21 protein-coding genes are annotated in these 19,563 nt (G+C 45.3%); 16 read left to right on the top strand and 5 right to left on the bottom strand.

Going from position 1 to position 19,563, the window contains the following annotated elements; translation table 11 throughout:
- Nucleotides 1–208 precede the first annotated feature (208 nt).
- Nucleotides 209–412, top strand: coding sequence for a YgaP family membrane protein (locus AC5SLM_RS05840; protein WP_495249997.1), 204 nt, complete (start codon nucleotides 209–211; stop codon nucleotides 410–412).
- A 29-nt stretch (nucleotides 413–441) separates the two neighbouring features.
- Here the strand turns inward: AC5SLM_RS05840 and AC5SLM_RS05835 are convergent, their stop codons facing one another.
- The gene (locus tag AC5SLM_RS05835) at nucleotides 442–1,272 is read right to left on the bottom strand and encodes a DUF4197 domain-containing protein (RefSeq protein ID WP_495249996.1); all 831 of its coding nucleotides are present in this window, start codon (nucleotides 1,270–1,272) and stop codon (nucleotides 442–444) included.
- A gap of 473 nt (nucleotides 1,273–1,745) precedes the next feature.
- Between AC5SLM_RS05835 and soxC the strand changes: the two genes are divergently transcribed.
- The 9 genes from soxC (at nucleotide 1,746) to AC5SLM_RS05790 (ending at nucleotide 9,653) form a co-directional block, all read left to right on the top strand.
- On the top strand, nucleotides 1,746–3,152 hold the full coding sequence (gene soxC, locus AC5SLM_RS05830; RefSeq protein WP_495249995.1) for a sulfite dehydrogenase: 1,407 nt from the start codon (nucleotides 1,746–1,748) through the stop codon (nucleotides 3,150–3,152).
- Nucleotides 3,130–4,311, top strand: coding sequence for a c-type cytochrome (locus tag AC5SLM_RS05825; RefSeq protein ID WP_495249994.1), 1,182 nt, complete (start codon nucleotides 3,130–3,132; stop codon nucleotides 4,309–4,311). Before soxC ends, AC5SLM_RS05825 begins: the two co-directional genes overlap by 23 nt.
- 12 nt (nucleotides 4,312–4,323) lie before the next feature.
- Nucleotides 4,324–4,779, top strand: coding sequence for a thiosulfate oxidation carrier protein SoxY (locus AC5SLM_RS05820; protein ID WP_495249993.1), 456 nt, complete (start codon nucleotides 4,324–4,326; stop codon nucleotides 4,777–4,779).
- 3 nt (nucleotides 4,780–4,782) lie between these two features.
- The gene (locus AC5SLM_RS05815; RefSeq protein ID WP_495249992.1) at nucleotides 4,783–5,178 is read left to right on the top strand and encodes a thiosulfate oxidation carrier complex protein SoxZ; all 396 of its coding nucleotides are present in this window, start codon (nucleotides 4,783–4,785) and stop codon (nucleotides 5,176–5,178) included.
- Between the two features lie 13 nt (nucleotides 5,179–5,191).
- A complete protein-coding gene (locus tag AC5SLM_RS05810; RefSeq protein WP_495249991.1) occupies nucleotides 5,192–6,169 on the top strand; it encodes a DUF302 domain-containing protein in 978 nt (325 codons plus the stop codon).
- 6 nt (nucleotides 6,170–6,175) lie between these two features.
- Nucleotides 6,176–6,718 (top strand): thioredoxin family protein, encoded by a 543-nt coding sequence (locus AC5SLM_RS05805; RefSeq protein ID WP_495249990.1) that lies wholly within the window; start codon nucleotides 6,176–6,178, stop codon nucleotides 6,716–6,718.
- Between the two features lie 17 nt (nucleotides 6,719–6,735).
- The gene (locus tag AC5SLM_RS05800) at nucleotides 6,736–7,206 is read left to right on the top strand and encodes a hypothetical protein (RefSeq protein ID WP_495249989.1); all 471 of its coding nucleotides are present in this window, start codon (nucleotides 6,736–6,738) and stop codon (nucleotides 7,204–7,206) included.
- Complete coding sequence (locus tag AC5SLM_RS05795; protein WP_495249988.1) at nucleotides 7,203–7,646, top strand: MOSC domain-containing protein; 444 nt, start codon at nucleotides 7,203–7,205, stop codon at nucleotides 7,644–7,646. Before AC5SLM_RS05800 ends, AC5SLM_RS05795 begins: the two co-directional genes overlap by 4 nt.
- A 123-nt stretch (nucleotides 7,647–7,769) precedes the next feature.
- Nucleotides 7,770–9,653, top strand: a complete 1,884-nt coding sequence (locus AC5SLM_RS05790) for a methyl-accepting chemotaxis protein (protein ID WP_495249987.1) — start codon at nucleotides 7,770–7,772, stop codon at nucleotides 9,651–9,653.
- Between the two features lie 152 nt (nucleotides 9,654–9,805).
- Here the strand turns inward: AC5SLM_RS05790 and AC5SLM_RS05785 are convergent, their stop codons facing one another.
- Complete coding sequence (locus tag AC5SLM_RS05785) at nucleotides 9,806–10,780, bottom strand: hypothetical protein (RefSeq protein ID WP_495249986.1); 975 nt, start codon at nucleotides 10,778–10,780, stop codon at nucleotides 9,806–9,808.
- A 153-nt stretch (nucleotides 10,781–10,933) separates the two neighbouring features.
- Here AC5SLM_RS05785 and AC5SLM_RS05780 point away from each other — a divergent pair, with 153 nt between their 5' ends.
- The 4 genes from AC5SLM_RS05780 to AC5SLM_RS05765 are packed head-to-tail and all read left to right on the top strand — an operon-like array spanning nucleotide 10,934 to nucleotide 13,704.
- Nucleotides 10,934–11,605, top strand: coding sequence for a dienelactone hydrolase family protein (locus AC5SLM_RS05780; RefSeq protein ID WP_495249985.1), 672 nt, complete (start codon nucleotides 10,934–10,936; stop codon nucleotides 11,603–11,605).
- On the top strand, nucleotides 11,602–12,183 hold the full coding sequence (locus AC5SLM_RS05775; RefSeq protein WP_495249984.1) for an NAD(P)H-dependent oxidoreductase: 582 nt from the start codon (nucleotides 11,602–11,604) through the stop codon (nucleotides 12,181–12,183). Before AC5SLM_RS05780 ends, AC5SLM_RS05775 begins: the two co-directional genes overlap by 4 nt.
- A gap of 47 nt (nucleotides 12,184–12,230) precedes the next feature.
- Complete coding sequence (locus AC5SLM_RS05770) at nucleotides 12,231–12,626, top strand: VOC family protein (protein ID WP_495249983.1); 396 nt, start codon at nucleotides 12,231–12,233, stop codon at nucleotides 12,624–12,626.
- Between the two features lie 22 nt (nucleotides 12,627–12,648).
- Nucleotides 12,649–13,704 (top strand): hypothetical protein, encoded by a 1,056-nt coding sequence (locus tag AC5SLM_RS05765; RefSeq protein ID WP_495249982.1) that lies wholly within the window; start codon nucleotides 12,649–12,651, stop codon nucleotides 13,702–13,704.
- Between the two features lie 16 nt (nucleotides 13,705–13,720).
- Here the strand turns inward: AC5SLM_RS05765 and nudC are convergent, their stop codons facing one another.
- Nucleotides 13,721–14,608 carry an NAD(+) diphosphatase gene (gene nudC / locus AC5SLM_RS05760; RefSeq protein WP_495249981.1) on the bottom strand — a complete coding sequence of 296 codons (888 nt, stop codon included), beginning with the start codon at nucleotides 14,606–14,608 and terminating at the stop codon, nucleotides 13,721–13,723.
- A 155-nt stretch (nucleotides 14,609–14,763) separates the two neighbouring features.
- Here nudC and AC5SLM_RS05755 point away from each other — a divergent pair, with 155 nt between their 5' ends.
- A complete protein-coding gene (locus AC5SLM_RS05755) occupies nucleotides 14,764–15,204 on the top strand; it encodes a hypothetical protein (protein WP_495249980.1) in 441 nt (146 codons plus the stop codon).
- Between the two features lie 60 nt (nucleotides 15,205–15,264).
- On the opposite strand, the gene dmeF is transcribed toward AC5SLM_RS05755, so the two are convergent.
- Entirely contained in the window at nucleotides 15,265–16,188 is a 924-nt protein-coding gene (gene dmeF, locus AC5SLM_RS05750) for a CDF family Co(II)/Ni(II) efflux transporter DmeF (RefSeq protein WP_495249979.1), read from the bottom strand.
- A 71-nt stretch (nucleotides 16,189–16,259) separates the two neighbouring features.
- Between dmeF and AC5SLM_RS05745 the strand changes: the two genes are divergently transcribed.
- Nucleotides 16,260–16,532 carry a metal/formaldehyde-sensitive transcriptional repressor gene (locus AC5SLM_RS05745; protein ID WP_495249978.1) on the top strand — a complete coding sequence of 91 codons (273 nt, stop codon included), beginning with the start codon at nucleotides 16,260–16,262 and terminating at the stop codon, nucleotides 16,530–16,532.
- Here the strand turns inward: AC5SLM_RS05745 and AC5SLM_RS05740 are convergent.
- Nucleotides 16,504–19,563, bottom strand: a complete 3,060-nt coding sequence (locus AC5SLM_RS05740; protein WP_495249977.1) for an efflux RND transporter permease subunit — start codon at nucleotides 19,561–19,563, stop codon at nucleotides 16,504–16,506. The two genes, AC5SLM_RS05745 and AC5SLM_RS05740, sit on opposite strands and share 29 nt — an antisense overlap.

Raw genomic sequence — 19,563 nt, 5'->3', positions numbered from 1 at the left:
AATTTTAGGAATGATCTAGTACTGATGCAGAATACTGAACGCCCCAAATCCCTATCTTATCTCTTTCTTTCTTCTAAAAGCAACCAAATTCGCAAACATGACGTATAAAACCTTAAAATAATCAAATAAAATCATCATACTCTTTCTACTTTACGGTATTTTTTGTCAAGGGGAGTATAGTTTCAAAAATCACTCCAAGGAGTAGCCAATGAATTTTAATAAAATCAGATCATTTTGCCAAAAGTTTCGTATTGTGTTGGGCTCTGTTTTGATTGTTGTGGGGATTGTTTTGCTAGGCAAAGCCTCTTATGCGCCTTGGTTTTTTCTTGGGATTATCCCTTTGGTTGCAGGGTTGTTAAACTTTTGCCCTCTTTGCATCATCACCAAAAAGTGTGATATTCCTAAAAAATAAGCCTTACATGTAAGGCTTATTTCCCACCCCTAGAGTGCCCCAAAGACTTTTTTTAGCAAGGGGGTACTTCTGGCGCTAATGCTATTTCTAATCTTCTCTTCTTCTTTGGCAATGATGGTAAAGAGCCCCTCGGAAGTTTTCGTGCTCATATACGCGTCCAACTCTTCCTTACTTAAAAGCGCCCCATCGCCCAAGGAAACCCCACTCACCGAAGAGGCGATGGCCGCTAGATTGGAGTTTTTTACGCTAGTAGCCAGCGCACTTTGGCTAAGGTTGTCGTAGTACTCTTTTACATTGGTGTAATACGTATAGACGCTATTTTTTTCCATATTGGCTTGAATGATGGGCTCTACCGCAGCCACTATGTCTGCGCCTGTTGTGTTTTTAAAGTACGTAGTAGCGGCGTTGTCACCACCTGCGAGGATGCTCTTGGCGTCTTCTAGGCTCATGGTTGAGAGGGCATTTGCAAAAAGAGGGGCGATGGTGCTCACGGATTCTTCAGCCGCCCTGTTCATCGCCAAAACAAAATCATCCACATACCGTGCCCCACCGGCTTTTTTGACCAAATCTGCCGCATTTTGCATGCTTTTGGGCATCAAAATTTTTACCAGTTGGTCGCCGTAGAAGCCATCGGTGGCGCCAAGTTGGGCGATGGATGCCTCGATGCCTTTATGCAAAGCCTCTTTTAGTCCCTGGGAAATTTCATGGGAACTTAGCGTGGAGAGCGAAGTTGTGGTATCGGGGTTGTCTGAAGATTTAAGGAGGGTGGTTCCTTTTTTTAAGAAACTGTTTAGGTCAAAAGCATTGGAAGAAACCACGCCTAAAGAGGCAACTAGTAGTATGTTTAAAAGGGGTTTCATCGGGATATTTCCTTTTGTGAGGGCGTGTTTGAAGTTTTTGTTTGTCAATGCAAGTAGTGTATAGGGTTTGCTTTAAATAAGCACTTAAAACTGCTTTATTGTGCATGAGAAGGGGAAAGATTTAAACTATTTAATCCCTTGTGCGGTAGCGTAGGGTTTTGTTTTTGGAGTATCAGGCACGATGCTTTCTGGTTATTTGATGCTTATCTTGAGTATTTTACTTTATTATTCAAAAATACATCTCTTTTTTCAACACTCCTTGCCAATAGCACGAGAATAGCCCGTAAAATAGAGCTTTTACCCTTGTGCTATAGGTTTGCTTTTTTGATATTTTTTTACCCTATTGTCAGTTTTTAGTAAAAAATCAACACTTGTTCTTATAAATTAAAATTTATTTCATATACCTCAACACCTTTTTAAACCTCCTGAGGTAGACTTGGTTGTCCCAAGAATGCTTAACATAAGGAGAAACGGTGGAGAAGCTTAAAGAAGTTCTGAAAAGAAACTCTACGTCTATAGCCAAGGATGAAGACATCGCAGGGCTAGACAGAAGAGGTTTTTTTAGAAAGACTGGCGCGTTGAGTGCCATTGCTGCGGCAAGCGTGATGGTTCCTAGCGCCTTAAAGGCTGTGGAGGATGACCCTGCTATCATGCACCATCCCGAATGGGGGCAAGCATGGGGAGACCCCGTGACCAAAAACCGTTACGGCATCCCTTCCAAATACGAACACAACAACACAAGAAGAAATACAAAGCTTCTGGCCTCGGGTAACTACAGGGCGGCTATTGCAGTCACGCCGATTCATGAGAGTGAGGGGATTATCACGCCTAATGGACTCTTTTTCTCAAGAAGCCACGGCGGCACGGCGCATGTGGACCCTAACGCGTGGCGTTTGATGATCAATGGCTTGGTCGAAAAGCCCATTGTTTTAACCTTGGAACAACTCAAACGATACCCAAGAATCACAAGGACACACTTCATAGAGTGCCCCGCAAACGGCGGCCAAGAGTGGCGAAGACCCCAATACAACTCCCTTCAATTTGCAAAGGGCTTTATGTCCTGTGCCGAGTGGACGGGTGTGTACATTAAGACGATTTTAAAAGACCTTGGCTTGAAGCCAAATGCGAAATGGATGCTCGCCGAAGGTAGCGATAACTCGGAAATGGGAAGGTCAGTTCCTGTTGAAAAAGTGCTCGATGATGCCATGCTCGTGTGGGGGCAAAATGGCGAAGCACTCCGCCCTGAACAAGGGTACCCTGTGCGGCTCTTGCTTCCAGGTTGGGAGGGAAACCTTTGCGTCAAGTGGCTTAAACGATTAGAATTTAGCGATGAGCCGTGGTACGCAAAAGAGGAAACTTCAAAATATACCGCGTTAAAGCCAACGGGAAAATCGGTACAGCATTTTTATGCCAATGAAGTCAACTCCACCGTCGTTATTCCTTCTCCTGAAAAGCCGTGGACAAGCCTCAAAGAGGGTGATGAGGTTGAAATCGAAGGTCTGGCGTGGTCGGGCATGGGGACTATCACGCGGGTTGATTTGTCCTTTGATGGGGGCAACAATTACGTTAAGGCTAACCTAAAAGGTTTGATTTTGCCAAAATGTTGGACACGGTGGTCTTACATGTACACCATTCCAAAAGGCTTTAAAAACAAAGATGGCAAGCAGATTATTCTCACCTCACGGGCTATGGACGATGCAGGGTTTATCCAACCCACGGTTGACCAAGAAATCTTTGGTTATGGGGTTGCAAAAGAGGATTATGGAAAAGACAGGAACAAAGGCATGGGTGTCGAGTCGGTGTACCATAGAAATGCGATTGAGTCTTGGGAAGTGGCAGAAAATGGGGAGGTGAACCATGTTCAAATTAGAACGGTATAAAATAGTAGCAGCTTCTTTATTATCGACAGCCATCCTAGCAAGTGCGGCACAGGCTAAAGACGAAGAGGTGGCGTACAGCGGATTGTGGAATGCAAAAAAAGATATTAGCGGTGGCGTTTATTACCCCATTAAAGGGGGAAAAACGGGCCCTTACTATGTAAACCCGCAAGTCTATCAAGATTCGGATGTCTCTAAGAACGAGGGCGGATTAAAACAACGTTACAACCACGGAAGAATTCCAACTAGCAATGAACTTAGCGCGTGGGATAAAGACATCATGCCTGATGGCACAGGTCTTCCTGAGGGGTACGGATATGTGGATGAGGGCGAAGCAATCTATGAGGCCAAATGCCTCTCCTGCCATGGTGACTTTGGTTCGGGTGGGGGCGGTTACCCTGCCTTGGCCGCGGGTAGAGCAAAAGAGATGCAAAGAACCCTCAAAAACAACAGATGGCTCAACCCCAACGCAGAGGGTCCTGTGCGGGTGTTTGGGTCCTATTGGCCCGTTGCAAGCACGCTGTTTTGGTACATAAGGGACGCCATGCCCCATCAAAAATCAAAAACCCTAACGGACAATGAAACTTACTCTTTGGTCGCCTACATGCTCTATATTAACGACATGAAAGTGCATGGTGAGATAGTCAATCAAACCTTTAAGCTTGACCGTGAAAAATTCATGAAGATAGAGATGCCCAACAGGCATGGCTTTGTTCCAGACATTGATGGGCCTGATGGCGTTGAAAAGGTGAGAGCATTTTTTGAAAATGCTGAAAATTACGGTGGCATTAGACTTGCTAAGGGTGAGGCACCTTGCATGGAAAACTGCCAACAAACCGATAACATCCTCAGGGTTGAGGGCGGAATCACAGAATTTGAACCCCCTATGTCCGTGCTTAGAGACCTTCCTCCTAAAGAGGATAATGCTGTCAGCTTTGACCCACAAGTTGCTTATGCGAACGACTGTGCCATGTGCCACGACAACGGCGTTGCCCCAAAGGCGGGTGATAAAGCAGGGTGGGCTCCCTTTTTGAAAAAAGGACTTCCCGCGTTGCTAAAAAATGCCATAGAGGGAACAGAGGGTGGAATGCCGCCTAAAGGTGGGTCATCCTTGGACGATGAAGCGTTCGAAGAAGTCGTCAATTATATGCTTGATTTATAGGAGGAATCGAAGATGAACAGAAGACATTTTTTAAGTTTTGCAGGGGGCTTGGTCGCCCTCACGGTGGCTCCCCTTGACCTTAGCGCCGAGGATTACAGAAAGTTAAAACCTTCGCTTTGGGAGGCGACAACCCTAGATGAGGCTACGCAGGCTTTGTATGGCGTCAAAGAGGTTATTGCGTCGGATTTGATAACAATCACCGTGCCTCGGATTAATTCTAGTGGCGCTACCGTTCCTGTGGATTTTGAAACCTCCCTTGAGGCAAAAACAATAGCGCTCTTTCAAGATGCCAATCCTGAGAGCGCGGTTGCCGTGTATGATGTAGGTCCTTACGACCTTAAAAAATATAGCGTGAAAATCAAAATGGCAAAAGATGGGCTTGTGATGGTGCTTGTAGAAGGAATGGACGGCAAAATCTACATGGCTAAAGTTGGAACCAGGGTTGCAGCTGGCGGATGCGAAGGATAAAAGATGGCAAATAAAATATCAGCAATCAAATTAAAGATTAAAGACGACGTAGCCACGGCTAAAATGGCGATTTCTCATCCTATGACCACCTATGCGCAAGCAGAGTCAAAAACAGGCAATAGCGATGATGCGAATTTTATCACACACATCACAGGCAAAGTGGGGGAGGCGGTTGTTTTGGACATTTCCACAAGCCAATTTTTCTCCAAAAATCCTATTTTCATGTTTCAATTTAAGTGCGATACTTTCAAGGTAGGCAAAAAGCTCTCAGGGCGTGAATTGGACCAGGGGATTGAAAGAAAAGAGTCTGAGATTGGCGATTTTCTCACGGTGGTTGCGACGGATAGAAAGGGCAACACGTACGAAAAATCTGAAGAACTCGCATCCACAAAATTATAAATAAGGTGAGGTCATGAAAAACATAATCGTTGGCGTGCTTGCTCTTTTTTTGGCGGTATTTTTAAGCGGTTGTCAAAAGGAAGTGTCTCCTCCTTTGGGGCAACAAGGACAAAAGGTACCCCACGATATCAGAGTGTTTAGCGCTGATAACAAGGATGGAAAAATAACCGTTGAGGGCATCGAAAAAGCTTTTGAGGCAAACGGCTTTACCATCGCGGGCAATAACAATATGAACCTCTCCTTTGAGGCTAGGTTTGAGGGCGGAAAAGATTATGCGATGTACAGATTGATGTTTGTGTACAACCCAACAATCACGGCAAAAATCCTCAAAGACTACCCTGAGTTTGGGCTTTTAGCGCCCCTTAGCACCTCCGTGTATTCAAAAGATGGCACAAAAATCAGCCTCTCGTCGCTCTCCTTAAATGGCATGTCGAGGATTTCAGGCGTGCCACTAAACAACCCCGATCTCATAGCACTGCATGAAAGCATGACCAAGGCTTTAAAAGAGGCATTTCCAAAGGGCGCATTTGAGACGCTAAATTACGAAATCATCAGGCCCGATGGTGAGTTGGTGACGCGGTTTGCCTTTGAGATGGCAAATGAGTTTGACGATATCGACGAAGCCAAATTTAGCTACCAAGAAATCGTGGAAGGCGAAATCGAATCCGCAGGCTTTACCATCGCTGGGTTTATTCCCATCATAGAGGATTTGGTGGCCAATGGGGTGGAAGATTATGAATTTTACGACGGGTATTCTATTTGTAAACTAGAAGTTATTTATCCCGTGCATAAATCGTATCCAGAAGTAGGTGCATTCGCGCCTTGTACCATGTACATGTACAAGAAAAAAGATGAGGCATTTACGCGCATGGGGTATCCGTCTGTGTACAACTGGATAATGAGCACAAATATTTACGATGATGAGGCATTAAACCCACTCATTGATGCGCAAAATCTTCTTGAATCTGCCATAGATTCTACGATAGAGTAGGCAAAGATGGACGCAAAAAGAGACCTGTACGTACGCCAAAAGTCCGCGCGCGAAGGAGTGTTGGACTCTTTTGGAATCATGGCAAAAATGCTTTTACTCTTTTTGATTGCGGGGGTTGCCTATGGCGTTGACATCAACGTGGATAAGATTGTCCAAGAAGCCAAAAAGCAGAACAAACACGTCTTGTTTTTTCATCATATTCCGGGGTGTCCTTACTGCCAGACCATGCTTGATGAAAACTTTAAAGACGATGCCATCACGAAAGAGATAGATGCACACTTTCTCTTTGTGGATGTGTACACCAAAACAGAGGGCATGGTAAAGTACAAAGGGTTTAAAGGCTCTTACAAGGCATTTTCGGCACACGTGGGCGCCTTTGCCTATCCTGCCACCCTCTTTATGAATGGCGAAGGGGAAGTGGTTCATAGGGCCGTTGGCTACAGGAATATCAATGAGCATTTTGCTGAGATTTCCTATGTGTCAACGGGCAGTTACAAGCGCATGGATTTGGAGTCGTATATACAAAAATTAGAATTAGAAAAAGAGTAAAACCAAGAAGAGGGCCCATGGAATTTAAACACATTGAACCTGTGGAGGATACGTCTAAAGTCATCCTTGATGTATTTGGGGTAAAGCTTGACATTTCAGGTGGCTGGGGCTATAGTCCCAAAAACCCTGTAATCGTCAATTCCCTTGCAACACCAATCGACCAATTTTTGAATATGTTTGCCACGATAAGAGCACACATTGAAATGAACTTGACCCTAGAGGAAGAGGAGCGGTATGGTGGAATTAATGTGCATTTTTTAGAGGGGGAGCAATTCACCATTGAGAAACAAACCTTTGACCATATTCGCTTTGAAATAGCTGGAATGAGAGAAAAAGAGTATGCAAAACTCATTCAAGAATACAAAGACAATTATGGAAAAAATAAAAATTTTGACATGGACGCCCACTTTCAAAAAAGAAAAGCGCTAACCATCACACGTGAATCAGATTTTTGGTTTCAAGGGCTGCAGGAGTACTATCACGCATGAAAAATAGAGAATTGGGAAGGGTAGTAAGCCTTTATGTTTCAAAAGAGGGTGCGCAAAAGAGAGAGAAAAAAGAGGCGTTAAGTGTTGAACTTGATGGGCCGCAAGGGGATAAATTTAAGGGCAAAGACCGCGATAGATCTGTTTTGCTGGTGGCGCAGTATAGCTACGAACTAGCAAAACAAAATGGCATTGAGGTTCTTGCGGGGGAGTTGGGCGAAAACATTTTGCTTGATTTTGACCCTTACACCTTTGGGGGTGGGGTTCAGTTGCAAATAGGCGAAGTCGTTTTGGAGGTGGCACAAAAATCATCACTTTGTAGCAGTTTGTCAAAAATAAACAGCACCCTTCCAAAGCTTTTAAAAGACAAAAGAGGCCTGTTCGCCAAGGTGATTGCCCCTGGGGTTATCACCCAAGGGGAGCGCGTGTATTTAATGGCCTAAAATGTTGTGTAAATGGGAAATAGTTGGTGGTGTTTCCTACTTTTCTCTTGCTTTTTAGGCTTTTATTTTTTCTTATCTTGGCATAATACCCCTGTACGATAATTTGGAAAAATGGAGCGTTACATGTATTTTAAAACAAAAATAACACTCGTTGTCTCTGCTTTAATGTTGCTTGGATTGGGTGTTTTTGGGATTATCAGCTACATAGACACAAAGAAAAACACGGTAATACAGATAGAGTCAAGCATCCAAATGGCATCTTCTGCACTTACGAAGTATATAGACCTTTGGCTTTCTACAAAAAAAGAGGGGGTAGAACACAGCGCCGTGTCTTACCAAGACTCCAAAGAAATTTACGAATCGATGCTCATGGATATGTTGAAAAATTCAACAAAAGTGCTAGGAGCCATGGATTCTTATATCGGGTACGAAGATGGGACGATGGTTTTGGGAAGTGGGGCAAAACTCCCTGATGATTACGACCCCAGAAAAAGACCTTGGTACCTTAAAGCAAAAGAAACAAAAAGTGCTAGCTATACCGATGTTTACATAGATGCGACTACTGGAAAACCTATCTTTACGATTATGGCACCTGTTTTTAACTATGAAAAAACCCTCATTGGTGTTTTTGGGATTGACATTGGGCTTGATAGCATCACCCAAGCCATCAAAGAAGTGAACTTTAATGGGGGATATGGCGTGCTTACGGATACTAAAAATATCATCATTGCCCATCCCGAAAAAGAACTCTTGGGGAAAAGTTTGCAAGGGTTGGCCCCTGATCTTGTGGCTAGTATGGGTGATCGAAAAATAGGACTTGCAAACTACACGTTTCAAGGAGTAGAAAAACTCTATGCTTTTACTGCGTCCCAAGAGACAGGATGGATTCCTGGCATTACGTTTGATAAAGCGATGGCGTACGAATTTTTAAACAAACAAGTCCAAGAGCTTTTGTTTATCGGTATTTTTATGGTTGTTGTTTCTGTTTTTATTGTCATCTTTTTAGTGAAATTCCTCATGAAGCCCCTTGATAACCTCAACACGATGGCGCATGAACTTGCGAGTGGCGATGGTGATTTACGACAAAGACTCACTTTTCACGTTGCAGATGAATTTGGGCAAGTCTCGTCCAATATCAACAACTTTATTGAAAAACTGCACGAAATCGTTAAAAAAGCTAAAAGCATCAGTAATGAAAATGCCGCCATATCCGAAGAACTTTCTCGCACAGCAACCGAAGTTGTCAAAAATGTCGATGTCGAATCCAAAATTGTAACCGATACACAAAACAAAGGTGCTTCTTTGTTAAAATCCATAGACGCTTCTGTCACTAAAGCCAAAGAGTCTCAAAGTGCTTTAGAAAAAACACAAAAAATTATCAAAGAGATTAAAAACAAGGTCGAAAAACTAGAGCACACCATGCAAATGACTTCCAAAAAAGAGCAAAACTTAGCGCAGCGTCTCAATGATGTAAGCCACAATGCAAACGAAGTTAAAGATGTGCTGAGCATCATACGCGACATCGCAGACCAAACGAATCTTTTAGCGCTCAATGCCGCCATCGAAGCAGCGCGCGCAGGAGAACATGGGCGCGGGTTTGCTGTTGTGGCAGATGAGGTGCGAAAGCTAGCAGAGCGTACCCAAAAATCGCTTGTGGAGATAGACGCAACCATCAACGTCGTCGTCCAATCCATCATGGAAGCAAACACGGACATCACGGCAAATGCTTCTGAAGTCCATCAGTTAGCGGAAGTGTCAATGGAATTGCAAAATGACATGAATACCGTAGCCTCAACCCTCGACATGGCGTTTGGCAATACACACGCAACCGTTGCAAGCTTTGTGGAGACTTCCAAAGATATTCAAAAAATCGTAGAAGAGATAGAGAAAATCCATACCATCTCCCAAAGCAATGTCCAAAGCATTGACAACGTTTCAGAAGCGTCTGAACATCTCCACTCAATGACAGAAACGCTCAATAATGAACTGGGAAAATTCAAATCCTAAAGAAGCAACTCTATTAGACTTCTTGCGAAACTGCAAGAAGTCTAGACACATTTTTAGAGCAAAGCTCTAAAAACTACGCTAACACTGGGTTCTCTTCGGCAGAGTGCCCGCGCACCTTTAGTGCTTAGACTTCTTGCGAAACTACAAGAAGTCTATTGATTTCTTATATCAAACCTCACGCCTTTTGGGGCGCCAAAAAGTTTGAAGTATGCCGCGTCACTTAGGACTTTTTGGTACTCTTGGAGCTCTTCATTGAACAGTTGATTGAGTGCATCAAGGTGCTCTTCGTGTTCAAACGTGGCATTGCTGCTCCGCGTTCTTTTGGCTTTATAAGTTTGGTGAATGCCTAAAAGAAGGGCTTTTTGCTCTTGGGAAACCTCACCAAGCTTTTCTTGGATGTTTAGCTCAAAAAGCTTTTTGAGGTAATCCTCCTCCAAGGATACGCCCAAGGTGTTGGTGCTTGATTGCTCAAGAAACTCATGGTAAAGGGCTATTCTAGGGTTGATGGGTTCTGCTTTTAGGGTGGTTGTCACACTCCAGGGCATCTCTTCTTGTACTTTTGTTAAACACGCAGACCACGCGTATTTCTTTTTGCCTTCCTCGCAACGGGAGGGATTGAGGCTGTACCAACAAGCACTGGCCGTATCAAGCCCGTAGGTTCCGTATACTTTTTCGATGAGTGCATAAAAAGGAACATTGTGTACGGTTTTTCCTGTGTAGTACAACCCTCGATTGGTCGCGTTCCAACATACGCCAACCACGGCATAGTAGTGTTCATAGGGCCAGATGCAAGGGGCTTGTGTCATGATGTAATTAACCGTTGATACGTCGATGCACGCCGCGTTTTTATCGCACTGTGTGGTTGTTTCCGCCAAAACATCGCCGCCGCTATCGCCACCCAGGGCTTTCCACGCGTAGCGTGTCCCTTTTGCGTCAAAGGCTTCAGGGTAGGTGTGGTGGGCGATTTTTTGCATCAATTTGCCCCCGAGCGCGTAGTAACGAACATCCATCTGATGGCCCATTTGATGCGAGGTGGTGACACTTTTTGACGCATCAGGACTTTTGAGCGAACACGCACTCAGCACAAAGCCAACCAAAACAAGCAGCAACATACGATAGGCTCTCATCATCACTCCTTTTTTGTAAAAGTGCATTGTAACGCTAAAAAGTTAAAAACGTTGTTTTATGAAACGTGTTTTTGGGAGCAACATAGATAAAAAACAGGCTATTTTTCCTATAATACTTACGACCAAACAAACCCCTAAAAAGCAAGACAAGCCATGCGACGATTGATTGTTTCGGATATTTTTGGAAGAACTCCCGCACTAGAGCGGCTTGCGTCAGAACTCCAAGGCGACGTTGCGCTCATTGACCCTTATGACTCAAAAATGATGGGATTTGAAAACGAAAAAGATGCGTATGCGTACTTTTCTCACAATGTGGGATTGGACGCTTACACGGAAAAACTCTCAAAGGTTCTTGGGGGCATGCATTGCCCTGTAAGTTTGTTGGGGTTTAGCGTGGGAGCATCGGCCATCTGGAAGCTCTCAGGGTGTTTTGAGGCAACCAATGTTCTTGGCGCGGTTTTATTTTACGGCTCACAAATACGCCATTGCACGGAAATAGAACCCCATTTTCCTGTTAGTTTGGTGTTTCCAAAAACCGAAGAGCACTTCTTGGTCGAAGCGCTCATTTGCGCGCTTAGGCACAAAGAGAATGTACACATCCACCATGTGGCGCAACAGCATGGATTTATGAACCCATATTCGCGAAACTACAACGCAAACGCTTACAAAATGTACAGGCAAGCCCTGTGCGATGTGCCGCGTGATGCCTCTTTTCATGGGGCGATTTTTGGCGAGCAAACAGCCATTTTGGCACCCATGGCACCTCAAAAATCGGATAAAAAAAGCAAATACTCAACACCATTACCAAGGGGGAAAAGTCATTGAAATGCTTAGTCGTGCTTGCTCATCCACTAGAGGATAGTCTTTGTGCTTATCTGGCCAAAAAGACTATTGAACATCTCGAAAAAAAAGGGTATCAAATCACCCTGAAGGATTTGTATAAGGAAAAATTTCAGCCCGCGTTGACCAAAGAAGAAAGAGAAAGCTATTACGCGCAAGCTTTTGATTCTTCGGGTGTTCACTCCGATATTGCGCAATTAGAAGAGGCCCAATCGCTTGTTTTGATTTTCCCTACTTGGTGGTTTAGCTTTCCTGCTATTTTAAAAGGTTGGTTTGACAGGGTGTGGGCTCCTGGCCATGCGTATAATCATGCTTCGGATTTGGGGTTTATCCAGCCTTACCTTTTAAACCTAAAAGAAGTAAAAGTGATTACGATACTAGGGGCTGCTTGGTGGGTCGATTTTTTTATTTTAAGACAACCCATAAAAAAAGTTTTAAAATATGCCCTAGTCGGAGCTTGTACTAAGAAATGCCATTTTCAGATGCTTTCAATGTACAAAAGTGAAAAGCTCTCAGAAGAAAAACTTGCCCGATTTGTACATAAAATACGGGACACTTTTTAAAGAAGACAAGCGTTTTTGATTTGCATCAGTCATTACAGGAGCATCCCATGAAAGCAAACAATCTTTCCACTTGTATCGTCACCCACAAGGTTGAGGAGAGCCGAGCGTTTTACCTCAAAAACTTTGATGCCAAAGTCATTTTTGACTGCGGTTGGTACGTGAATATGGCCTTTGGTAGCAAAATGGCCACACTGCAATTCATGGCTCCACAAAACCCCGAACAGCTTACATGTAAGGGCGAGGGACTTATGCTTAACTTTGAAGTGGAGGACGTGGATGGGGAGTATGAGAGACTCACCCAGCTTGGCAACGCGCCCATCATGCCCCTTGAGGACCATCCGTGGGGAGATAGAGGTTTTGCCATCCTAGACCCCAATGGCATTGTGCTTTACATGTATACCAACAAAGAGCCCTCTCTCGAGTTTAAACAGTACTACAAATAAACAAGCAATAAGGACTCCCTCCATGCAGCTCACAAGAAAAGAGGCCCACGTCGTTAAAAACGTCATTGAAATGTGGGAAAAAGAGAAGGTCATCACCCAAGACCAAGCCCAAACCTTGCTAGGTTCTTACGAGGTGAGCCTATTTGATTGGAAGCGGGTTGCTAAGTACGCGTTTTGGTTGGCTATTTGTTCCATCCTTATCGCCCTCTCTTCGGTGCTTGCGGACAAGTGGCTCATCGCTCTTCTTGGCAGACTTTTTACTGCGCCAGAAGGGGTCAAGTCGGCGGTGTTTGCCTTGTGCGCAGGCGGATTGTACGCTCTTGGCATCCAAAAACGCCGCAACAATCCTGAGAAAACCTATAGCAATGAGGCGGTGTTTTTCCTTGGCGTGGTGGCAACAGCCTTGTCTATCGCTTTTTTGGGAAAGGCCATCGACACGGGTTCGGGACACTTTTCGTTGCTGTTTCTACTGGCTTCTTTGGTGTATGGCGCACTGGGGCTTTGGTTTCCTTCTAAGCTGGTGTGGGTGTTTGCACTGCTTTCTTTGGGGAGCTGGTTTGGTGCTGAGACAGGCTATGCTTCGGGGTGGGGAGCGTACTATCTGGGGATGAATTACCCCATGCGCTTTGTGCTTTTTGGCGTAGTGCTGCTTGGGCTGAGCACGTATGCGTTTAAACACTGGGTCAGTCGTGCTGATTTTCTTCTTCCTTCGCGGGCGATGGGGTTGTTGTATCTGTTTGTGGCGTTGTGGATTTTGTCGATTTTTGGCAATTACGGCGACCCTTATGCGTGGAAGATAGCCAAGCAGATTGAGCTTTTTCACTGGTCGTTGCTTTTTGGGGCGGCGGCTCTTGGGAGTATTTACCACGGGTTGCGGTACGATGATGGCTTGACCCGCGGCTTTGGCATCACTTTTCTTTTCATCAACCTCTACACGCGGTTTTTTGAGTACTTTTGGGATAGCACCCACAAAGCGGTTTTCTTTTCACTTCTTGCTGTGAGTTTTTGGTACCTAGGTTCAAGGGCGCAAAAGATATGGCATCTTGAAGCCATAAAACATGCGGTGAGGGAACAATAAGGGGTGCAGTGGGGAATTACTTCTCCTCAAACACCCACCACTCTAAGAGGTTTCTAGCGATGGCTATCTCGCGTGGAGTGCTGATGCCAAGGCTTTCATCTCCGCTAAGGAGGGCTTTTATCTCTTCTTTGTGAAGCCACCTCGCGTCACTGATTTCGTTTGCATCAAGGCGCAACTCTTGTGAAAGCGCCTTTACATGTAAGCCAATCATGAGGCTTGCGGGAAAAGGCCAAGGTTGGCTTGCGATGTAAGTTACCTCACCGCCTTTGATGCCAGCTTCTTCAAAAAGCTCCCGCCTAGCGGCATCTTCTATGCTCTCTCCTCCTTCCATGTACCCCGCCAAACATGAGTAGCGCTTGGGCGGAAAGTTTACCCCGCGTCCTAATAAACAATACTCCCCGTACGTTACAAGCATGATGACCACAGGGTCGGTGCGAGGGAAGTGCTCTTTTTTGCACACAGGGCAATCCCGCCTCCACCCCGCAAAGGTCGCGTGGGTTTTGGCCCCACAACAAGCACAGTGTTGATGGGAAATGTGCCAGTTAAGAACGCTTTGGGCTTGTGCGAAGATGCCTAACTTCTCCTCTTCCACAAGGTTTTGTTCGGCGAGATTTCTAAGGTCTATGATTGTGGCATTACTAGGGATTTGCTTTACATGTAAAGCAAAATAGGCACGCTCTCCCTCGGTGCCAAGGAGCACTAAAAGCGCCTCTTTGTACGCGTTTAAAACAGTAGCTGGAAAATAACAATGGTGTTTTTCATCACACACAATCCCGTTTCCATCGTAGAGGATTAGCGTTGCATGTTCGGAGTTTTTTAGGGTGTCAAAGGCTTCTTGTGACGCTCTTTCGTGGTCTAGTCTGTCGAGGGGATTTTGTGAAAAGTAGGGCAAAATTCTTCGCATCTTTAGCCTTAGGGGGATGATAAAAAACGCTATTATACCGCCCTCTTGTTTGATGGGAGGTGAGAGGTTGTGGGAAAAGTTGATTTATTACATTTGCGTGTCTGTTTAAGATTTACAGCTATAATTCCCCATCTCAACTGTGTGGAGGTGTGTGTATGAAAAAAACAATGTTATCGATGGCCCTTGCGGGTGCGTTGGTGGTGCCCGCGATGCTCAATGCTCAAGAGATTAAGGGCCTTAATGTGCTCATCGTCTCAGCGGACGCTCAGACCCAAATGATGGGCATGGTGCTCTCAACCAGCACCATCAAAGACCACAACAAGGCGGTTAACATCACCCTGTGTGGTCCTGCGGGAAACCTTGCCCTGAAAGAGTTTGAAGCAGGCACGGTGAAGCGGCCTGATGGCAGTGTTGTGAACCCAAAAAGTGCTCTTGGGGGGCTCATTAAAGCGGGTGCTTCGGTGGAGGTGTGTCCACTGTTTCTCCCCACAGCAGGCAAAGACGCTTCGGCGTTGGTGGAAGGCGTGAGTGTTGCCAAACCCCCGATGGTCGCCAAAGGCTTGCTAGACCCTGCGTTTAAAAACATTAGCTTCTAAATTTTGCGCCTTACATGTAAAGGATTTTCGTTACATGTAAGGCAAAAAATCCCTCTTTTTTTACCTGATTTCCACTGAAATGTGTACTAGCTCCTCGTGAATAGACAACGCGTGTTTGACGTGGTCTGGGCTTAGGGGGGCTTTACATGTAAGGGAAAGCAAGCAGCCGTATTTGCCTTTGCCGACTCTCCATACATGTAAGTCTTCTAAGGTGACATTTTCTTCCAAGCCTTCTACAACTTCGATGATTTCTTCGACTACAGAATCGCTCATGTTGGCATCAAGCAAAATCTTTCCTGATTGTTTGATGAGGCCCATCGCCCACACAAAGACCAGTACCGAACCCACGATGCCCATCACCGGGTCTAGCCAATCCGCGCCCCAAAGCATCCCGCCGATGAGCGCGATGATGGCTAAAACCGAGGTGAGCGCGTCGGCAAGCACGTGGATGTAGGCGGCTTTGAGGTTCACATCATGCTGGTGCCCATGATGGTGGTCGTGTCCGTGGTCATGGTCGTGATGATGGTGGTCATCTTTGAGTAACCACGCGCAAACGAGGTTGACCACAAGGCCAACGATGGCAATCATAATCGCCTCTTTGTACGCGATGGTTTGAGGGTTGAAGATGCGCTCTATGGAGTGAAACGCCATGAAAAACGCCACCACTACGAGCAACACCGCACTGGTGTAGCCGCCCAAGACTTCTATCTTGAAGGTGCCAAAGTTAAAGCGAACATCGTTGGCGTATCTAGTCGCCATGACGTAGGCCAGATACGCCATGCCAAGGGCTAAAACGTGCGAACTCATGTGCCAGCCATCGGCGAGTAAGGCCATGGAGTTGTAGTAAAGGCCGCCAAAAATCTCTACGAGCATCGTCACAAAGGTTAATAGCGTGGCGTAGAGGACATTTTTCTTTGCGATGGGATTAGCGGTGTCAAACTGATGGGAGTGGGCAGAGGCTTTAAGGGTAGCTAGAGCGTTCATGAGGGCTTCTTTTTAAAGATTTTTTGGTACTATACCCCAGTATAGATTAGATGAAAATAAAAGGAGCACTTATGTCCCATACGATTGCCGATAAAGAAAAACTACTCGTACGCGTTCGCAAGATAAAAGGCCAACTTGGTGCTATCGAAAAGGCACTAGAAGGGGAAAAAGAGTGCTTCAAAGTCCTGCAACAAATCAGCGCGGCACGTGGAGCGATGAACTCCCTCATGAATGAAGTCATCGAAGGGCACATCAAAGAGCATTTGGGCAACCACGTCAGCGAAGTCCAGCGCGACGAAGAAATCGCCAAGCTCATCACGCTTTTGCGGACGTATGTGAAGTAGTGGAAAAAAAGAGCGAATACAGCACGGGTACAAGGATCATGGTAAGTACCGTTGCGACCATTAGACCAAAGATGATGACCACGGCCATTGAGGCAAAAAATGGGTCAAGTGCTAAGGGAAACATCCCTAAGGCTGTGGTAAGTGCCGCCATAGCGACGGCCCGAAGCCTGCTAAGACCTGATTGAAAGATCGCCTCGTCTAAACCTTGGGTTTTGTTTTTGAGCGTAATCTCATCGATGAGTACAATAGCATTTTTAATGAGCATCCCTGAGAGGCTTAAAAATCCAAGAAGTGACATAAAACCAAAAGAGAGGTTTGTGATCATCAAGCCTCCAACAACGCCAATGAGCGAAAGAGGAACACTTAGCCAAATAATCAGGGTTTTTTTGATGGAATTAAACAAGGCCACCACAATCAAAACCATAGCAATACCAAAAAGAGGTAAAGAGTTAAGGATGGGTTGTTGCGCATCTTTGGAGTTTTTGTCTTCTCCGTGCCACTGCACGTAGTATCCTGGCTTAAAAGGGATGGCTTCTATCTTTTCTTTTACATCGCGTAGTAATTGGTTTGGTAGCTTTCCTAAAATGGGTTCAGCATGGACGGTGATGGCTTTTTTTCTGTTGTACTTGTAGATGATATCATCTACAAAATGAGTTTCATAAGCGATGACAAGCTGAGAAAGTGGGATGGTTTTGCTTGCAAAAGGAGAGAAAATCTGGATGTTTTCAAGGTTTTTTACATCCCCACGCTCTTCCTTTGGGGCTCTTAGGATGATGGGAAGCAGTTCTGTATTTTCACGGTAAACCCCGATAGTTCGGCCTTGGTACGTGTCTAAAATAGCACTAGCAATACCATCTTTGGTGATGCCGTTGAGGTTGGCTTTTTCATCGGAAATGAGAGGCTTGATGCGCTTAACTCTGTTGCCCCAGTCGCTTCGCACCCCTTTGGCATAGGGTGAAGCAAGGAGGATGCGAAGCACCTCTTGTTCGTAAGCCCTAAGGGTATCCGAATCTTCGCCAAAAATCTTCGCCTGCACCCTTCCTCCCTCACTTGGCCCAAGGATAAACTTTGCCCCAAAGGCATTGATGCTTGGATAGTTATGTTTTACAAAGGTCTCGATTTCTTCTATGATGCGCGCAGATTGCTCGTAACTGCTTACGTCGATGAGCATTTGTGCGTAAGAAGGGTTTGGGTACACAGGCGAGTAAGTGAGTAAAAACCTCAAGGCACCGCTGCCTATAAAAGTCGTGACATGGTCTGCTCCCTCAATCAAGCGAATCTGTTTTGCAATCTCTTCCATGTACGCGGCTGTTGTTTCAATAGAGCTTCCTTGTGGTAGGTAATAATCCACCAAAATCTGCTCTCTTGTGGAGTCTGGGAAAAAGCTTTTTTCTAAAAGAGGAAAGCCAACAAGCGAAATCCCAAATAAGATGATGGCCGATAAAACAACCACGATGCGATGACGCAAAGCCAAAGCAAGTGCCCAGCCATAGGCTTTGTAGACAAAAGAGCCATACTCTTCTTTGGGCGATTCTTCACCCTTTTCTTTTTTTGGAGCCTTTAAAAAATTGACCGCCAAAATAGGCGTGAGGGTCATCGCTGTAATCCAACTTAGGCTCAAGGAAATAATCACAACATAAAACAAAGAGCGCATGTATTCGCCCGTGGTATCATCAGAAAGCCCAATGGCTCCAAAGGCTAAGATGGCGATAAGCGTGGCGGCTAGTAGGGGGAGGGCAGTTTGTTTTACAGTCTGCGAAGCCGCCTCTTTGACGGCCATGCCTTTGTTGATGCGTACCAAAATGCCATCAATAACAACAATGGCATTATCCACAAGCATCCCCAAAGCGATGATGAGTGCCCCTAGCGAGACCCGTTCTAGCATGATGCCAAGGGGCGGCATGAAAATAAAACTGATGGCAATGGTGGCAAACAATACCGCTCCAATGATAAGCCCACTGCGAAGCCCCATGAACAAGAGCAACACAACAACCACAATGCTGATGGCTTGGATGAGGTTTATCATAAATGTATTGATGGCTGCTTCGACATCCTTGGCTTGGTGAGAGATCACGCCCAGTTGAATACCAAGGGGTTTGAGGTGTTCAAGTTCTTGCAGTTTTTGATCGATTTTTTTACCCATAGCGACCACATTGCCGCCTTCAATCGTAGAGATTCCGATGGCTATCGCCTTGTGTCCATCGTAGTGAAGGAGTTCGGTCGCGGGTTCTTGGTAGGTGTCTTTTAGCGTTGCGATATCTTTTAAAAAGATTTGCGCATCACTTTCTTTGCCTCTGATGATAATGTTTAAGAGCTCGTCGGTGCTGCTAAACCCGTCAGTTTTTACGGCAACGAAGGCTTCGCCGATGGTGATTTTTCCAAAGTATGGGATAAGATTTTTGAGGTAGAGTTCTTGGGCGATTTGCTCCTTTGTAATCCCCAAATGTGCAAGTTTGTCTCTACTTATCTCGACAATCAAGGCCCGTTGCTTCTCGCCAAAGGTGTCTAGCTTGCCCACGCCTTCCACAAGGATGAGTTCTTTTTTAAGAAAATCGATGTAGCTTCTAAGCTCATCATGCGTGTACTCGTTTCCGTAAACGGCTAGCAACACTCCATACACATCTCCAAAATCATCATTGACAAAAGGAGTTTTTGCCCTAGGGGGCAAGGAAGGGGTAGCTTGTGCGATTTTTTTTCTCAACTCATCCCAAATCTGAGGAAGGTCTTTGGCCCCATAGTGGTCTTTCATGGTGACGATGATAAGGGACTTTCCACTACTATTTTCCGTGCGAATTCTTTTTACGTACGAAAGTTTTTGGATGGCTTCTTCGAGTTTATCCGAGACTTCTTCTTCTACCTCTTTGGCTGATGCGCCAGGGTAATACGTGACAACCAACGCATCTTTGATGGTGTATTCAGGGTCTTGGAGTTTGCCCATTTTTTCGTAGACAAGAACACTATAAGCGATACCTAAAATCGTCAAAAGATAGATAAGCAGTCTATTTTTGATGCTAAATGATGCGATATCCAT

Source organism: Sulfurospirillum sp. HTRB-L1, from assembly GCF_059415125.1.
This window is presented reverse-complemented; position numbering and strand designations above follow the sequence as displayed.

Coding starts and splice junctions, on each gene's coding strand:
- AC5SLM_RS05765 (WP_495249982.1), top strand. CDS start 12,649: ATGCAGCTCACAAGAAAAGAGGCCCACGTCGTTAAAAACGTCATTGAA.
- AC5SLM_RS05825 (WP_495249994.1), top strand. CDS start 3,130: ATGTTCAAATTAGAACGGTATAAAATAGTAGCAGCTTCTTTATTATCG.
- AC5SLM_RS05815 (WP_495249992.1), top strand. CDS start 4,783: ATGGCAAATAAAATATCAGCAATCAAATTAAAGATTAAAGACGACGTA.
- AC5SLM_RS05790 (WP_495249987.1), top strand. CDS start 7,770: ATGTATTTTAAAACAAAAATAACACTCGTTGTCTCTGCTTTAATGTTG.
- AC5SLM_RS05780 (WP_495249985.1), top strand. CDS start 10,934: ATGCGACGATTGATTGTTTCGGATATTTTTGGAAGAACTCCCGCACTA.
- AC5SLM_RS05810 (WP_495249991.1), top strand. CDS start 5,192: ATGAAAAACATAATCGTTGGCGTGCTTGCTCTTTTTTTGGCGGTATTT.
- nudC (WP_495249981.1), bottom strand. CDS start 14,608: ATGCGAAGAATTTTGCCCTACTTTTCACAAAATCCCCTCGACAGACTA.
- AC5SLM_RS05740 (WP_495249977.1), bottom strand. CDS start 19,563: ATGGATATCGCATCATTTAGCATCAAAAATAGACTGCTTATCTATCTT.
- AC5SLM_RS05800 (WP_495249989.1), top strand. CDS start 6,736: ATGGAATTTAAACACATTGAACCTGTGGAGGATACGTCTAAAGTCATC.
- AC5SLM_RS05785 (WP_495249986.1), bottom strand. CDS start 10,780: ATGAGAGCCTATCGTATGTTGCTGCTTGTTTTGGTTGGCTTTGTGCTG.
- AC5SLM_RS05770 (WP_495249983.1), top strand. CDS start 12,231: ATGAAAGCAAACAATCTTTCCACTTGTATCGTCACCCACAAGGTTGAG.
- AC5SLM_RS05820 (WP_495249993.1), top strand. CDS start 4,324: ATGAACAGAAGACATTTTTTAAGTTTTGCAGGGGGCTTGGTCGCCCTC.
- AC5SLM_RS05835 (WP_495249996.1), bottom strand. CDS start 1,272: ATGAAACCCCTTTTAAACATACTACTAGTTGCCTCTTTAGGCGTGGTT.
- AC5SLM_RS05805 (WP_495249990.1), top strand. CDS start 6,176: ATGGACGCAAAAAGAGACCTGTACGTACGCCAAAAGTCCGCGCGCGAA.
- AC5SLM_RS05795 (WP_495249988.1), top strand. CDS start 7,203: ATGAAAAATAGAGAATTGGGAAGGGTAGTAAGCCTTTATGTTTCAAAA.
- AC5SLM_RS05840 (WP_495249997.1), top strand. CDS start 209: ATGAATTTTAATAAAATCAGATCATTTTGCCAAAAGTTTCGTATTGTG.
- AC5SLM_RS05745 (WP_495249978.1), top strand. CDS start 16,260: ATGTCCCATACGATTGCCGATAAAGAAAAACTACTCGTACGCGTTCGC.
- dmeF (WP_495249979.1), bottom strand. CDS start 16,188: ATGAACGCTCTAGCTACCCTTAAAGCCTCTGCCCACTCCCATCAGTTT.
- AC5SLM_RS05755 (WP_495249980.1), top strand. CDS start 14,764: ATGAAAAAAACAATGTTATCGATGGCCCTTGCGGGTGCGTTGGTGGTG.